Source organism: Flavobacterium arcticum (assembly GCF_003344925.1).
Taxonomy (GTDB): Bacteria; Bacteroidota; Bacteroidia; order Flavobacteriales; family Flavobacteriaceae; genus Flavobacterium; species Flavobacterium arcticum.
Map to the genome: position 1 here is coordinate 1,536,162 of NZ_CP031188.1, position 16,453 is coordinate 1,552,614.

Below are 16,453 nucleotides of genomic sequence, written 5' to 3' on the forward strand. Positions count from 1 at the left end.
GATTTAGGTTATGGGTGTAATAAAAAAAATATTCAGCCAATCCCGTCGTTCTCCGGAAGACGGGATTTTTTTTGATGAAATGAAAAAACTGCTAGGTTTTAACCCTATAGATCTAGCACACTACCGTAAAGCATTTACCCATAGATCATCTAACAAAGTTGATAGTAATGGCACTCCTGTAAATTATGAGCGATTAGAGTTTCTTGGCGATGCTATGCTAGGCTCAGTCATAGCTGCTCACCTTTTTACCGAAGCGCCTACAGGCGATGAAGGATATCTTACCAAAATGCGTTCTAAAATAGTGAGCCGTGAGCATCTTAATGAGCTTGGGCGCGATCTTAACCTTATACACTGGGTAGAGAGTAAAGTATCTGCACAGCATTTTGGCGAAAATATTCATGGCAATCTTTTTGAAGCCTTTGTGGGTGCTATATATTTAGACAGGGGTTTTGCCTACTGCGAAAAATTTATACACAAAAAAGTAGTAATTCCGTATGTTGATATTGCTAAGCTAGAGGGCAAGGTTATTAGCTATAAAAGCCTGCTTATAGAATGGTGCCAAAAAGAGAAAAAGAAATTTAACTTTGAGGTGTATGAAGATAACGGAATGGAAGGGCAACGCTATTTTGGGGTGAAATTAAAAATAGACGGCAAAATAATAGCAAAGGCACGAGCTACCTCTAAAAAGAAAGCAGAAGAAAAGGCATCTCAAAGAGCCTATTTTGCATTTCAGGAAAAAATTAACATAAAATAAAGCAAATCTGCTGTTTACGAAAACGTTTTAGTGATTAATTTAACGTAAACTTACTTTATCTGCTGTTTTTTGTTGTTTATATATACTATATTTACGGCTTATTTGGATGTAAAATGGCTATTCACAAACTACAAATCGACGATTTTGTAACTATTGATTATGAATTGATTGCCATACACTCTTCTATAGAAGATTATAGGCTTGCCTATTTTATAAACCAAAATTTGCACTTACTGCTCGAAAAAAGCCGTAAAGATATAAGTGTAAAATCTGCCAAAGCAGAAAGCTGTTTTTCTAGGTTTATTTTTGAAGATGCCGATACTGATATTACTTGGAATCTTATACAGAATAAAAGCAGTACAACTGTTGCACAACAAAAAAATGTGCCAATATCATTATTTAGCGAAGCCGAAATTGATATAACAACAAGCAGCCATTTGCTGCCCGAACTAAAGAAGGTAGATTATATACTTAAGGTAGAAAATAAGCCCTCCTTTTTTATGCCCAGTACCTTGATTAATAAATTATTAGGTATAAAGCATATTACTACAGCCTACACAATAGAACACAATAAACTCAAATCTAAAAACAATTTAATTTTTTAATAGAATGCCAACAAGAAAGAAAACCAAAATTGTAGCCACATTAGGCCCCGCCTGTAGCACTAAAGAAACAATCAAGCAAATGATTGATGCTGGTGTAAATGTATTCAGGATTAACTTTTCGCATGCCGATTATACTGATGTAACCGAGCGTATACAAATAATAAGAGGTCTTAACGAAGAGTTTGGTTACAATACCTCTATACTTGGCGACTTGCAGGGTCCTAAACTGCGCGTTGGGGTAATGAAAGAAGATGTAGTAGTAGCTCCTGGCGATATTGTTACTTTTCAAACAGCCGAAGATGTACCTGGTACTGCTGATAAGGTGTACATGAACTATAAAGAGTTTCCTAGAGATGTAAACCCAGGCGAAAGGGTATTGCTTGATGATGGTAAACTTATTTTTGAAGTATTAGAAACAAATAGAGAAACAGAGGTAAAAGCAGTAGTAATACAAGGAGGTCCTTTAAAATCTAAAAAAGGGGTAAACTTGCCTAACACAAAACTGTCGTTGCCAGCACTTACCCAAAAAGATATTAAGGATGCTATATTTGCAATAAAAGAAAAGGTAGACTGGATAGCACTTTCTTTTGTAAGAACATCTAAAGACCTTGAAGAGCTGCAAGACCTTATTGCAGAACACTCTGATCATAAAATTCCGATTATTGCTAAGATAGAAAAGCCAGAAGCAGTAGAAAATATTGATAAAATTGTTGCTTTTTGTGATGCACTTATGGTGGCTAGGGGCGACCTTGGTGTAGAAGTTCCTGCGCAAGAAGTACCACTTATTCAAAAGAAACTAGTACACCGCGCTAAAACGGCACGTATACCAGTAATTATTGCTACTCAAATGATGGAAACCATGATTACTAGCCTTACCCCAACAAGGGCAGAGGTGAATGATGTGGCTAACTCTGTTATGGATGGTGCCGATGCGGTAATGTTATCTGGAGAAACATCTGTAGGTAATTACCCAGTGCAGGTAATAGAGAAAATGACACAAATTATTGAAGCGGTAGAAGATTCTCCGCTAATACAAGTACCACAAGATACTCCGCAAGTGCGTACTAAACGTTTTATAACAAAATCTATTTGTTATCACGCGGCACAAATGGCAAATGCAATTAACGCAAAAGCTATTAGTACACTTACTAATAGTGGTTATACAGCATTTCAAATATCGGCATGGCGACCACAAGCTGATATATTAGTATTTACATCTAATAAAACAATATTATCGCAACTTAGCTTACTATGGGGGGTTAATGCTTTTTATTATGATGAGTTCCGTAGTACAGATGATACAGTAGAAGACGTAAATGCTATAGCTAAAGAAAAAGGCTTTGTAGAAAAAGGCGATATGCTTATAAACCTTGCAGCAATGCCAGTAGTAGATAAAGGTATGGTAAACACACTACGTGTTAGCGAAATTGAATAGATTGAGTTAGTTAAATATTTTATTGCAAAGCAGCCGCCTTTTATGGGTGGCTGTTTTTATTTTTATTAACTAGTAAAATACCCATTGTTGAGTATTGTTGTCTTACGGGCTTATGGTTTTCTTTGTGTGTAAAATATTTTATATATTTAAAACATGGAGTTACAAAACGATTTTAGCATAGGGTTATTTATATGGCAATTTGTCGTGCTACTATTAATTATTGGGTTTATATATCTAGCTTATTTAGTAGTAAGGATAATTATAAAAGCGAATAAGAAATAACTTTTATTGAAAGACTTTACTTTTTAAAGTCTGCTTTTAAATAATATATTATCAGTGAAAAGGTTCCTGTCCAAATATAATTTCTTCTTTATAATCATCATCATATTTTTTTCAAGTTGTAGAACCCAGAGGTATTATGATCATATAGACTTGCTTTATAACATTGATTATGAATCTAAGTTTATGAGAGCATATAATCTTGTTGACAATGAAACAGATGCCAAAATCATAGCCTGTTCTTATTTTTCTAGACATTTTAAGGATTTAGATATTGACTTTAATGAGTATGAATCTTTAACTGCAACACTGATTAATAGGGAACAAATTTGGAGAGTTAAAATGGTTCGTCATGAAGATGAACCAGAAACTGATGATCCAAAATATGATGTTGCGAATTATTTTCTATTTATAGCTAGGGCAGATGGAGCAGTGTTTTTAATTCTCAGGGAAAGGGGGGAGTGGATAGGAGATATAGAAATTCATGAGAGAGCATATAAAATGAGAACAGGCAAAACGCTGAATTAAATATTATCAAAATACCCCTTCTTTAATACTTGTTTTAACTATTGCCAATAAAAGGTATTCGTTTTGTAGTTTGTAACTTATCAAGTATCTTTGCAGCTTCAATTTTCAACCCATATTATGAATAAATTACTGATTGTAGGTACAGTAGCTTTTGATGCTATAGAAACACCTTTTGGAAAAACAGATAAAATTTTAGGAGGAGCGGGCACTTACATAGGGCTTTCGGCATCATTTTTTAAACTACAACAGGCAATAGTATCGGTAGTAGGCGAAGATTTTCCGCAGGAATACATTGACTTACTTACAGATAGAAATATAGATGTTACAGGACTTGAAGTGGTAAAAGGCGGTAAAACGTTTTTTTGGAGCGGACGTTACCATAACGACCTTAACTCGCGCGATACCTTAGATACACAACTTAATGTACTTGCCGATTTTAAACCAGTAGTACCACAGCATTATAAAGATGCCGATGTAGTATTGCTAGGCAACCTGCACCCAATGGTACAAATAAGTGTATTAGACCAAATGGAAAAACAACCAAAACTTGTAGTACTAGATACTATGAACTTTTGGATGGACTGCGCACTACCTGAGTTATTAGAAGTAATAAAAAGGGTAGATGTTATTACCATAAATGATGAAGAGGCACGTCAGCTTTCTGGAGAATACTCATTAGTAAAGGCAGCAGCCAAAATACGCACAATGGGTCCAGAATATGTAGTGATTAAAAAAGGAGAACACGGAGCGTTATTGTTCCATGATAAAGAAGTATTCTTTGCGCCAGCATTACCACTCGAAGAAGTGTTTGACCCTACAGGGGCAGGTGATACCTTTGCAGGAGGGTTTGCAGGGTATATTACCCAAAGCGAAAACATCTCTTTCGAGAACATGAAAAATGCCATTATATACGGTTCTAACATGGCTTCGTTTTGTGTAGAGAAATTTGGTACAGAACGGATGGTAGATCTTACTAAAGAAGAAGTGCTCGACCGTTTAGAACAGTTTAAAGCACTAACCCAGTTTGATATATCGCTGGGCGATGAATAATAAAAAAACTAAGGCCTCATTGTGGGGCTTTTTTTAATATACAACAACACAACAACGAAGGGATAAATTTATGAGCGACGCTATTAAACACGAATGCGGTATTGCGCTTTTAAGGCTAAAAAAGCCTTTAGATTTTTATAAACAAAAATACGGTTCTGCTTTTTATGGCATACAAAAAATGTATTTGCTAATGGAAAAGCAGCACAACCGTGGGCAAGATGGTGCCGGTTTTGCTAGTATTAAAATGGATGTTAAACCTGGGCAACGCTACATAAGCCGTGTGCGCTCTAACCAGCAACAACCTATACAAGACATTTTTAAACAAATAAACGAAAGGATAAGCGAAGAGCTTACTGCACACCCAGAGTATAATGAGGATACTGCCTTAATGAAAAGCCAAGTGCCTTATGTGGGCGAGGTTTATTTAGGGCACGTGCGTTATGGTACTTTTGGTAAAAACAGTATAGAGAGCGTTCACCCGTTTTTGAGGCAAAACAACTGGATGCACCGTAACCTTATTGTGGCGGGTAACTTTAACATGACTAATGTTAAAGAACTTTTTGAAAGTTTAGTAGAGCTAGGGCAGCACCCTAAAGAACTTGCCGATACAGTAACGGTAATGGAGAAAATAGGTCATTTTCTTGATGATGAGGTTGGTGAGTTATACCAAGATTGTAAAAATGAAGGATTAAGCAAAGAAGAGGCATCGCCTGTAATATCTGAAAGGCTAGATGTAGCACGCATATTAAGACGTGCTTCTAAGCAATGGGATGGTGGTTATGCTATGGCAGGACTTTTTGGTCATGGCGATAGTTTTGTATTTCGCGACCCTGCGGGTATTCGTCCAGCATATTATTATGAAGATGATGAGATTGCCGTAGTAGCATCAGAGCGTCCTGTAATTCAAACTACATTTAATGTACCGTTTGAAGAGGTAAAAGAACTTGAACCAGGTCATGCTATTATCATTAAAAAAGATGGCGAAGTATCTATACGAGAAATTATACCCTCTGTAGGTAAAAAAGCATGTTCTTTTGAGCGTATTTACTTTTCTAGAGGTAGTGATGCCGAAATATATAAAGAGCGTAAAGAGCTAGGTAAATTAGTATTACCACAAGTGCTTAAAGCTATTGATAATGATACTGATAATAGTGTGTTTAGTTATATACCTAATACTGCCGAAACGTCTTTCTTTGGGATGGTAGAGGCAGCTCAAGATTTCTTGAATGACAGGAAGAACAACCATATACTAGAAAATAGAGAAACCCTTACTGAGGAAACCCTAAAAGAGTTATTGTCAGTAAAAATACGTACCGAGAAGGTAGCTATTAAAGATGCCAAACTACGTACTTTTATTACAGAAGATAGTAGTCGTGATGATCTTGTAGCACACGTGTATGACGTTACCTATGGTGTGATAAAGCCAGAGGATAATCTTGTTATTATAGATGATAGTATTGTGCGTGGTACTACATTAAAAATGAGTATCATAAAAATGATGGATAGGTTAAACCCGAAACGTATTGTAGTAGTGTCATCTGCTCCGCAAATACGTTATCCTGACTGTTATGGTATAGATATGGCAAAACTAGAAGGTTTGGTGGCATTTCAGGCAGCGCTGGCACTTCATAAAGAGCGTGGTACCGAAGATATTGTTGATGAAGTATATAAAAAGTCGAAAGCACAAGAGAACACGCCCGATATTGATGTGGTAAATTATGTAAGAGAGTTTTATGCTCCTTTTACAGATGAAGAAATTTCAGACAAAATAGCAGAGCTGCTAAAGACAGAAGATGTAAAAGCAGATGTAAAAGTAATATTTCAAAGCGTTGATAACTTGCACAAAGCTTGTCCTGATAACTTAGGGGACTGGTATTTTACAGGCGATTACCCTACACCAGGTGGTAATAGAGTTGTAAATCGTGCATTTATCAATTTTTATGAAGGTAATGATGCCCGCGCATACTAAATAATGCATTTCATCGGTTTTTAATGCATTTCATCTATAATGTTTATTGTATGTTAAAAATGTTTATATATTTAATACAAATAGCATTAGTAATTTAATTTTATGGTATTTGGGGGCGAGAAAGCGAAAACTATACAGTTTTCGCTTTCTTTTGTTTAAGCGTTTTATTATTAGCTATTTAATATCATTACCATCTGTATAATGATATTTTTGTAACAATTTAATAACTTTCTTTAACTTTTTTTTATGATTTTTATTACTATAGGTTTGTAGTGTAGTGGTACATAGTTTATCTTTGTAATCAAATAGCAAGTAAAAATTAATTTTTACGATATTTTTGGGGATAGAAAGCAGAAACCTTGGTTTCTGCTTTCTTGTTTTATATTGGTACTATACCGGTAGTAAACCTTCTTTAAATTATGAGTTCGTCTGTAAAGTAATTTATACTTTTGCGGTATGAATAAAAATCACCAAACAGCCGTTAGAGCCACTTATTTTAGTATAGCCACTAATGCTGCATTGGCAGTTATAAAAGCAATAGTAGGTGTTTTTGGTAATTCGTATGCATTAATAGCCGATGCTATAGAATCGGCTACCGATATTTTTTCTTCACTTTTGGTATTATTTGGTTTAAAATATGCTAGTAGACCTGCCGATGAAAATCATCCGTATGGGCATGGGCGTGCAGAACCACTTATAACATTTATTGTAGTTGGGTTTTTAATAGCATCGGCTATGCTTATTGCTCATGAGAGTATTGAAAACATAGGCATTCCGCATGCACCACCTAAACCATGGACACTTTTTTTTCTTGGAGCACTTATTATCTGGAAAGAGCTATCGTTTAGAATAGTAATGCAAAAAGCAATACAGTCTAACAGTTCGTCGCTAAAAGCAGATGCATGGCACCATCGTAGCGATGCTATAACATCGGTAGCGGCATTTATAGGTATTACTATAGCTGTAATATTTGGAGAGGGGTATGAAGCTGCCGATGACTGGGCAGCACTGTTTGCTTCGGGTTTTATACTATATAATGCCTATAAAATATTTAGACCAGCACTGGGCGAAATAATGGATGAACATTTATATGACGATGTTATAGCTAATATAAGAGAAGTAGCTGTAAAAGTAGAGGGTATAGTAACTACAGAGAAGTGCTATGTGCGCAAAGCAGGTATGCAATATCATATAGATCTTCATGCTGTTGTAGATGGTACTATTACAGTAAAGCACGGGCATGAGCTGGCGCATAACCTTCAGGATAGGCTAAGGCTCGAATTTCCTGAATTTGGTAATATTCTTATTCATATAGAGCCAGATAGCTATTGATGTTTGAGTACAAAAATGGTAAATAGTGTATTTAATCGATTTTTCATTCTGTTTGTCTAAATGGTTTGTATTGAGCAGTACTGTTGTTGTATGTTTGTCAATGAAATAGCAATAGTAAATTAATTATTACGGTATTTTGGGGGCAAAAAGCGACAACTATATAGTTATCGCTTTTTTTTGTGCTTAATTTTTTGAGCTATATAATCAATATCCTTTATAGTTACTGATTAGCAGGTATTTAGTGTGAAAAAGTGCATTTAAACGATTTTTTTATTCTGTTTATCTATACGGTTTGTAACGAGGAGTACTGTTGTTGTATGTTTGTCAGTGAAATAGCAATAGTAAATTAATTATTACGGTATTTTGGGGGCAAAAAGCGAAAACTATATAGTTTTCGCTTTTTTTTATGTCTAATTTTTTTGGGTAATATGTAGTTTATGATCTTTATAGTTACTGATTAACAGGTGTTTTGGGTGTAAAAAGTGTATTTAAACGATTTTTTCATTCTGTTTGTCTAAACGGTTTGTATTGAGGGGGACTGTTGTTGTATGTTTGTCAGTGAAATAGCAATAGTAAATTAATTTTACGGTATTTTGGGGGCAAAAAGCGAAAACTATATAGTTTTCGCTTTTTTTTGTGCTTAATTTTTAGGGACTACATATATCAAATGCCTTTTATAACTACCCATTAATAGGTATTTTGAGTAAAAAGTGTGTATTTAAACGATTTTTTTATTGCGTTCGTCTATACGGTTTGTACTGAGGTGTGTTGTTGTTGTATGTTTGTCAGTGAAATAGCAATAGTAAATTGATTTTACGGTATTTTGGGGGCAAAAAGCGAAAACTATATAGTTTTCGCTTTTTTTTATGCACTATAGTTAAGTCTAAATTCTTTGCACTCTTTGCTTAAAGAGCAAGTATTTTGTTACAGCTTAACGTTTTGCTTCTTTTTTTAACAAAAAAAAGAATATTTTTATTTGAATATTAAATTTTGTGATTAATATTTTAAATAATTAATTGTGTTATAGCTTATAATAATTTAAATTTGTACTGAATAATATAGTAAATTAATTTTTACGGTATTTTTTGGGGGCGGAAGCGGAAACTCAGTTTTCCGCTTCTTTTTTTTATAAATGGTATAAAAAAACGGATGCCTGTTTTTGACACCCGTTTTTATATCTACTATAAGTCTTGCTTATTTTTCCATTGCATAGCGTCTTGCTACTTCTTCCCAGTTAATAACATTAAAGAAAGCCTCTATATAATCAGGACGTTTGTTTTGGTAGTTTAGGTAATAAGCATGTTCCCATACATCAAGACCTAATATAGGTGTACCACCGCAGCCAACTTCTGGCATTAATGGGTTGTCTTGGTTAGGAGTAGCACATACATCTACCTTACCACCTTTATGTACACAAAGCCAAGCCCATCCAGACCCAAACTGTGTAGCAGCAGCTTTGGCAAATGTTGCTTTAAACTCCTCAAATGTACCGAAAGCTTTTTCAATAGCTTCTTCTAGGTCACCTGTTGGTCGTCCGCCACCGTTTGGCGACATTACTTGCCAAAAAAGGCTGTGGTTATAAAAACCACCACCGTTATTTCTTACGGCTTTGTTAGCCATATCTAAGTTTATAAGGATATTTTCTATAGTTTTACCTTCAAGGTCAGTACCTTCTATAGCATTATTTAGGTTAGTAGTATAACCATTATGGTGTTTTGTATGGTGTATTTCCATAGTGCGTGCATCAATATGAGGCTCAAGAGCATCATATGCATAAGGAAGTTTTGGTAATTCAAATGCCATGATATGTGTGGATTTAAAAGATTAGTATTAATTTTAATCCAAATTTAGAGATTTATGCTTTAAAAAGAAATAAGATTTTGTTATAATTTCTCTTACTTAATATTAAATAGTACAAATTAAGGTGACTAAAACTACATTTTCTATATATAATGCTTCGGCAGGGTCAGGGAAAACCTATATGCTTGTAAAAGAGTACTTAAAGATAGTATTGCTTGCTGGTGCCAACGATGCTTACCGAAAAATACTCGCCATAACGTTTACCAATAAAGCGGTAGAGGAGATGAAGGGGCGAATAATTTTTAACCTTTCGGATTTTTCTAAAGATGATCCTACAGAGAAAGGCGCAGCATTAATGAAAGTTTTAGCTCAAGAAACAGGACTATTTATAGCTACAATAAAAGATAAATCGAAGGCAATAATAAAGAATATTATACACAATTATGCCTCGTTTGATATCTCTACTATAGACAGGTTTACTCACAAAGTTATTCGAGCTTTTGCGCATGACCTTAATCTCTCGGTGTCGTTTGATGTTTCGCTTGAAACCGAAAATTTACTTAAAGAGGCTGTAGATGCTATTATTGCCAAAGCGGGCGAAAACGAACAGTTAACCAACTTGCTTGTCGATTTCTCGTTAGATAAAACCGATAATGATAAAAGTTGGGATGTTACCTATGAGCTTTTTGAAACAGGTAAACTCCTTATAAATGAAAACAACCGTAATGAACTGAACCAGTTTAAAGAAAAAACAATAGACGAGTTTATAACGGTAAAAGAAAAATTGCAAAAAGCAGTAGAACATCTTGATGCCGAGTGTGTAACATTGGGTAATAACCTCAATGCTATGTTGCAAGATGCAGGTATAGACCCAAAATCGTTTTCAGGGCAGTATTTCCCAAAACATATAGGATACATAATAAAGGGAGAGTTAAAATCTACCCACAAAAAATATCGCGAAGCAGAGGATATAAAGATAAATAAAACAGCAAAAGACCGCGATGCTATAGAAGCGATAATACCGCAACTACTAGCAACGTTGCAAGAAGTATATAATAACTACGAGAAGAAAAACTTTTATGAGGCGTTCCTTAAAAACATCACGCCACTATCGTTGCTTAACTCGATAGGGCAGGAATTGGAGCGCATTCAAAAAGACCAAAATGTACTTTCGATATCTGAGTTTAATGCCATAATACATAAAGAAATACAAAACCAGCCCGCACCTTTTATATATGAGCGACTGGGTGAGCGATACCGACACTTTTTTATAGATGAGTTTCAAGATACCAGCCAAATGCAATGGCAAAACCTAATACCACTTATAGACAATGCGCTTTCATCTGAAGATATGGGTGTAAAAGGTTCGCTAATGCTAGTGGGCGACCCAAAACAATCTATATACCGATGGCGTGGTGGTAAGGCAGAGCAGTTTATCGACTTGAGTAAAGGCTTTAATCCATTTGCTAACCCCGATAAGCAGGTTGTAGATCTAGAAACTAACTTTAGGAGCTATAGTACTATTATCGATTTTAATAACGATTTCTTTTCGATGCTGTCAGGTATATTTCAAAATGAAGATTATACTAATATGTATCGTAACAGTAAGCAGAAACATAACCCTAAGCAAGGTGGTTATGCGAACGTTGCCTTTGTTCCCGAAGTTGATACCACTGATGAAGATGCCCCAAACCGAGATGACCTTTACCTAGAAGCCACGCTTGATACCATACAAAAGGTAAAAGCGCAAGGCTTTATGTATAAAGATATAGTGCTGCTTACGCGAAAACGCCAACCAGGTGTGCAGCTTGCTAACTATCTTACAGAGCAGGGTATCCCTATACTATCATCTGAAACGTTATTGATAGAAAATGCTACCGAAGTAAAGTTGATATTAAACCTATTGCGCTACTTAAAAAGTAATGACAACAAAGAGGCAAAAGCACACTTTTTATACTTCGTGGCAAATACTCGACAAATGGGCGAGGGCATACACCATTTTATAGCCGAAGGAATGGAGCAGCCCACAGAGGAAGCTTTAGAAAAATGGTTAAGCGGTTATGATATACATATCTCTTTTAAAGGATGCCGAAAAAAATCGTTGTATGAAGCGGTAGAAACTATAGTAGATGCTTTTATAAAAGAAAAAGCCAACCAGAGTTATGTACAATATTTCTTGGATTTGGTATTAGAGCGCGACATCCGTACGCAGTCAGGTATTGCCGATTTTTTAACCTATTGGGATGCTAACGGGTCTAAATTTAGCATACCATCACCCGAAGGTAATGATGCCGTGCGCATCATGACCATACATAAGGCTAAGGGGTTAGAATTTCCCGTAGTGATATTCCCTTTTGCCGAAGAAGATTATGCCCGCGCACCACGTAGCAAAATGTGGCTAGAGCTAGAAGATGAAACATTTGGGATTGAAAAAGCATTAATAGATCGTAATAAAAGTGTAGCCGATTATGGCGAGCGTGGCGCAGCACTCTATACTATTAAGGAGCAAGAAGAATTATTAGACAATATTAATATACTATATGTGGCGCTTACCCGTGCCGAAGAGCAGTTGTATATAATATCGGCGCGGAACATTAAAGCCAATGGCGAGCTTACCGATAATATGTCGTCTTTCTTTATACAATACCTGCAAAACAAAGGAGTGTATGCTGACGATAAAAATGAATATGAGTTTGGTAATCCCAAACGCCTTTCTGTCCCTGATGAAGAAACACAACAACAGCCTACTATACAAGTGGTACAACAACGCCTAAATCCACAAGCGGTAAAAATAGCGCAGCGCGAAGCCCTTATGTGGGGTAGTACTCAGCTAAAAGCAATAGCTTTTGGTAATGTAATGCACGAAATATTGGCTTTTGTAAAAACACCCGATGATATACCGCTAGCGGTAACAAAAGCAGTAGAGTCGGGACTTATAACACAAGGACAAAACGAAGAAGTAACTCATACGCTAAATGAAATAGTAAATCACCCTGATTTATCCGTATTTTTTATACCCGATGCTACAGTGTATAACGAGCAGCGTATTATAGGGTTAGGTATGCAAACTATAAAACCCGATAGGGTAACAGTGAGTAATGGTAAAGCTTACTTGTTAGATTATAAAACAGGAGCACATCAGGCTAAATATGAAAAGCAATTAGATGGTTACCAGTCAGCGTTACAACAAATGGGCTTACAAGTCGCTAAAAAAACGCTTGTATATATAGGAGCGGAAATAAATGTAGTAAATTTGCCCGTGTAAAAAGTTTACAGTCACAGTAAATAGTCTCAGTCAAAAATGCAGTTCATAAATAATAACTATGGATTTTAGGGAATTAATAGGGTATAAGAAAGCATTTGAAATATCGATGGAGGTTTTTCATATCTCTAAATCATTCCCTGTTGAAGAAAAATATTCTCTTACCGATCAAATAAGGCGTTCATCACGTAGTGTATGCGCTAACTTTGCCGAGGCATATAGAAAAAGACGTTATGTGAACCATTTTATAAGCAAGTTGACAGATTGTGATGCCGAAAACTCTGAAACAAATGTTTGGCTTGAATTTGCTCTCAAGTGTAATTATATAAATAATGAAACTTATATAGATTTAACTACAAAGAATGCAGAAGTAGGAAAAATTATAAGATAAACAATCCTGAGAAATTTGGGTGTAAAATTTAATTTAAAGACTTTTAAAAGGAATTAGAGGAACTGTCAACTGAGACTGTCAACTGAGACTGAGCACTGCGACTGAAAACTAATAAGAACAACAAACAAACTATATAATAATATGTACGGAAAAATTAAAGAGTATTTGGCTGAGGAGCTAGAAACGATAAAAGAAAACGGACTGTATAAAAAAGAGCGCATTATCGCATCGCCACAAGATGCCGAGATAACACTTACTGATGGTAGTAAAGTATTAAACTTTTGTGCCAACAACTATTTAGGGTTATCATCGCACCCAGAAGTAGTACAAGCAGCTAAAGATGCTATGGATACCCATGGTTTCGGTATGTCGTCAGTACGTTTCATTTGCGGTACGCAGGATATTCATAAAGAACTAGAGCAAAAAATAGCTAATTTCTACGGTACAGAAGATACTATACTGTATGCAGCAGCTTTTGATGCTAATGGTGGTGTTTTTGAGCCATTACTTGGTGCCGAAGACGCTATAATATCTGATAGTCTTAACCATGCCTCTATTATAGATGGGGTGCGCCTTTGTAAAGCAGCACGTTACCGTTATGCGAATAACAACATGGAAGAGCTAGAACAACAGCTTATAAAAGCCAATGAAGAAAACAGACGTTTTAAAATCATTGTTACCGATGGGGTTTTCTCTATGGATGGGCTTGTAGCGCCATTAGACAAAATATGCGACCTTGCCGATAAGTATGATGCACTTGTAATGGTAGATGAGTGCCATGCCGCAGGTTTTATAGGTGCTACAGGTAAAGGTACGCTAGAGGCTAAAGGTGTTATGGGGCGTGTAGATATTATAACAGGTACACTAGGTAAAGCACTTGGTGGCGCTATGGGAGGTTATACAACAGCCAAAAAAGAAGTTATAGAGATACTAAGACAACGCTCTAGACCTTACCTTTTCTCTAACTCGCTTGCCCCTGCTATAGTTGGTGCATCTATTAAGGTGTTTGAGCTGTTAGAAAAAGACACTTCATTAAGAGATAAACTAGAGTGGAATACCAACTATTTTAAAGAAGGTATGAAAAAAGCAGGTTTTGATATTATAGATGGCGACTCGGCTATTGTACCCGTAATGTTGTATGATGCTAAACTTTCGCAGACGATGGCAGACGAGTTATTGAAGAAAGGAATTTATGTAATAGGGTTCTTTTTTCCTGTTGTTCCTAAGGATAAAGCACGTATTAGAGTGCAGCTTTCGGCAGCCCATACGCAGGCTCATTTAGATAAGGCAATAGCCTCATTTACAGAAGTTGGGAAGGCATTAACGATTATTTAACTACAATTTAAGCCGTTTAGTAAGATAATTTTTAATAAATCGTTTTGCCATTATCTTTTAAGGGAGTAAATTTGTTCCTGATATAACCTATTTGTAATTAAAAGAAAAAAGTATGAAACATCTTAACAAACTATTCGTTGCTGCCCTTATGGTATTGGGACTAAATGCCAATGCGCAGGACGATAACAATCCTTGGGCCATTTCCTTTGGTGCCAATGCAGTAAGTAACCGTTTTGGTGCTGCATCAGATTTTGGCGACCAGTTTGGTGGCTTTTTTAAAGCAAAAGAAAACTGGAATATTATACCTTCAGTTTCTTATCTAACATTATCAAGAAATGTAGGTAATAACTTCTCTGTAGATCTTACAGGATCTGTAAATCAAATAGATAAGTTAGTGTCTCGTGAGCCTGGTACATCAGATTATAGTGTAAGCAATCCTGGCGATCTTACTTACTATGCTGCAGATGCTAACATCCGTTATAGCTTTATGGATATGATTGGTACTAGCTGGTTCGATCCTAGCCTTAACTTAGGTGGTGGTTATACTTGGTTAGACAATAAAGGTAATGGTACATTAAATGGAGGTGCTGGAGTAACATTTTGGTTTGGTAAAAACGTAGGTCTTTCATTACGATCTATATACAAGCATACATTTGAAGACCAAGCAGAAGCTAACGTGCCAAGACACATTCAGCATTTTGCAGGTATAACTTTCAAATTTGGAGGAAAAGATACTGATAAAGATGGTATCTATGATAAAGATGACTTATGTCCTACAGAAGCTGGTCTTCCTCAGTTCCAAGGTTGTCCTGATACAGACGGTGATGGTATTGCTGATAAAGATGACAACTGTCCTAACATAGTTGGTCTTCCTGAATTTCAAGGTTGTCCTGATACAGATGGCGACGGTATAATTGACAAAGAAGACAACTGTCCAGAAGTTGCAGGTCTTGCAAGCATGAAAGGATGTCCTGATACAGATGCTGATGGTATAACTGATGCTGAAGATAACTGTCCTACAGTTGCAGGTCCTAGAGCTAACGGCGGATGCCCATGGCCAGATGCTGATAAAGATGGAGTATTAGACAAAGATGATCTTTGCCCAGAAGTACCAGGTACTAAAGCTAACCGTGGTTGTCCAGAAGTTTCTGACGATGTTATGAAACAACTTAACGAGTATGCTAGAACAATCCTTTTCAACAGTGGTAAATCTTCTTTCAAAGATGAAACTATTCCTGTACTTCAAAGTATGAAAGAGATATTCAAAGAATACCCACATGCAAGATTTAGCATAGAAGGACATACAGATAGCGATGGTAGTAACCAACTTAACCAAGAGCTTTCTGAAAACAGAGCTGCTGCTGTACTTAACTTCCTTGTTGAGAACGGAATTGCTAAAGACAGATTGATGTCTACAGGTTTTGGTGAAACAATGCCAATTGCTTCAAACAAAACTAAAGCTGGTAAAGCACAAAACAGAAGAGTAGAAGTTAAACTTATCAAGTAATAAGTAAACCTACTTTCTAAAATAAAGAGAAGAATGCCTCCCATCGTGGAGGCATTTTTTTGTTATGTTTGTGTTGACTGACTGTAATTTGGAAAGTAAAAGATAACAGATATGAAATGTTTCGTGTTAGCAATATTATTAGTATTTATTTCAATTGATTGCCATTCTCAAGAAGGAAATATCATAAGTGAATCAAATCAAAAATA

General features: G+C 35.9%; 12 protein-coding genes. 11 read left to right on the forward strand and 1 reads right to left on the reverse strand.

Annotated elements, in window-relative coordinates; all coding sequences use genetic code 11:
- Positions 1–10 precede the first annotated feature (10 nt).
- The 7 genes from rnc to DVK85_RS07010 all read left to right on the forward strand — a co-directional run bounded on the left by rnc (position 11) and on the right by DVK85_RS07010 (position 7,952).
- Positions 11–754 carry a ribonuclease III gene (gene rnc, locus DVK85_RS06980; protein WP_114677758.1) on the forward strand — a complete coding sequence of 248 codons (744 nt, stop codon included), beginning with the start codon at positions 11–13 and terminating at the stop codon, positions 752–754.
- 113 nt (positions 755–867) lie between these two features.
- Positions 868–1,359: an IPExxxVDY family protein gene (locus DVK85_RS06985; protein ID WP_114677759.1), complete on the forward strand. Its 492-nt coding sequence runs from the start codon at positions 868–870 to the stop codon at positions 1,357–1,359.
- A 4-nt stretch (positions 1,360–1,363) separates the two neighbouring features.
- Positions 1,364–2,794, forward strand: coding sequence for a pyruvate kinase (pyk, locus tag DVK85_RS06990; protein ID WP_114677760.1), 1,431 nt, complete (start codon positions 1,364–1,366; stop codon positions 2,792–2,794).
- Positions 2,795–3,259: 465 nt separating this feature from the next.
- Entirely contained in the window at positions 3,260–3,601 is a 342-nt protein-coding gene (locus DVK85_RS06995; protein WP_114677761.1) for a hypothetical protein, read from the forward strand.
- A 117-nt stretch (positions 3,602–3,718) separates the two neighbouring features.
- Complete coding sequence (locus tag DVK85_RS07000) at positions 3,719–4,651, forward strand: PfkB family carbohydrate kinase (RefSeq protein WP_114677762.1); 933 nt, start codon at positions 3,719–3,721, stop codon at positions 4,649–4,651.
- A 70-nt stretch (positions 4,652–4,721) separates the two neighbouring features.
- Positions 4,722–6,620: an amidophosphoribosyltransferase gene (locus tag DVK85_RS07005; RefSeq protein WP_114677763.1), complete on the forward strand. Its 1,899-nt coding sequence runs from the start codon at positions 4,722–4,724 to the stop codon at positions 6,618–6,620.
- 456 nt (positions 6,621–7,076) lie between these two features.
- On the forward strand, positions 7,077–7,952 hold the full coding sequence (locus DVK85_RS07010) for a cation diffusion facilitator family transporter (RefSeq protein ID WP_114677764.1): 876 nt from the start codon (positions 7,077–7,079) through the stop codon (positions 7,950–7,952).
- A gap of 1,194 nt (positions 7,953–9,146) precedes the next feature.
- Here DVK85_RS07010 and DVK85_RS07015 read toward each other — a convergent pair.
- Positions 9,147–9,755 carry a superoxide dismutase gene (locus DVK85_RS07015; RefSeq protein WP_114677765.1) on the reverse strand — a complete coding sequence of 203 codons (609 nt, stop codon included), beginning with the start codon at positions 9,753–9,755 and terminating at the stop codon, positions 9,147–9,149.
- A 121-nt stretch (positions 9,756–9,876) separates the two neighbouring features.
- Between DVK85_RS07015 and DVK85_RS07020 the strand changes: the two genes are divergently transcribed.
- From DVK85_RS07020 to DVK85_RS07035, 4 genes are all read left to right on the forward strand, one after another.
- Positions 9,877–13,017: a UvrD-helicase domain-containing protein gene (locus tag DVK85_RS07020; RefSeq protein WP_114677766.1), complete on the forward strand. Its 3,141-nt coding sequence runs from the start codon at positions 9,877–9,879 to the stop codon at positions 13,015–13,017.
- Between the two features lie 58 nt (positions 13,018–13,075).
- Positions 13,076–13,405, forward strand: a complete 330-nt coding sequence (locus tag DVK85_RS07025; protein WP_240339602.1) for a four helix bundle protein — start codon at positions 13,076–13,078, stop codon at positions 13,403–13,405.
- A gap of 141 nt (positions 13,406–13,546) precedes the next feature.
- Positions 13,547–14,740, forward strand: coding sequence for a glycine C-acetyltransferase (gene kbl, locus DVK85_RS07030; protein WP_114677767.1), 1,194 nt, complete (start codon positions 13,547–13,549; stop codon positions 14,738–14,740).
- 112 nt (positions 14,741–14,852) lie between these two features.
- Positions 14,853–16,247, forward strand: a complete 1,395-nt coding sequence (locus tag DVK85_RS07035; protein WP_114677768.1) for an OmpA family protein — start codon at positions 14,853–14,855, stop codon at positions 16,245–16,247.
- Positions 16,248–16,453 lie beyond the last annotated feature (206 nt).

Excerpts from the sequence above, each read along its gene's own strand:
- DVK85_RS07035 (WP_114677768.1), top strand. The coding sequence starts at position 14,853 with ATGAAACATCTTAACAAACTATTCGTTGCTGCCCTTATGGTATTGGGA.
- DVK85_RS07005 (WP_114677763.1), top strand. The coding sequence starts at position 4,722 with ATGAGCGACGCTATTAAACACGAATGCGGTATTGCGCTTTTAAGGCTA.
- DVK85_RS07010 (WP_114677764.1), top strand. The coding sequence starts at position 7,077 with ATGAATAAAAATCACCAAACAGCCGTTAGAGCCACTTATTTTAGTATA.
- rnc (WP_114677758.1), top strand. The coding sequence starts at position 11 with ATGGGTGTAATAAAAAAAATATTCAGCCAATCCCGTCGTTCTCCGGAA.
- kbl (WP_114677767.1), top strand. The coding sequence starts at position 13,547 with ATGTACGGAAAAATTAAAGAGTATTTGGCTGAGGAGCTAGAAACGATA.
- DVK85_RS06995 (WP_114677761.1), top strand. The coding sequence starts at position 3,260 with ATGAGAGCATATAATCTTGTTGACAATGAAACAGATGCCAAAATCATA.
- DVK85_RS07025 (WP_240339602.1), top strand. The coding sequence starts at position 13,076 with ATGGATTTTAGGGAATTAATAGGGTATAAGAAAGCATTTGAAATATCG.
- pyk (WP_114677760.1), top strand. The coding sequence starts at position 1,364 with ATGCCAACAAGAAAGAAAACCAAAATTGTAGCCACATTAGGCCCCGCC.
- DVK85_RS07000 (WP_114677762.1), top strand. The coding sequence starts at position 3,719 with ATGAATAAATTACTGATTGTAGGTACAGTAGCTTTTGATGCTATAGAA.
- DVK85_RS07015 (WP_114677765.1), bottom strand. The coding sequence starts at position 9,755 with ATGGCATTTGAATTACCAAAACTTCCTTATGCATATGATGCTCTTGAG.
- DVK85_RS06985 (WP_114677759.1), top strand. The coding sequence starts at position 868 with ATGGCTATTCACAAACTACAAATCGACGATTTTGTAACTATTGATTAT.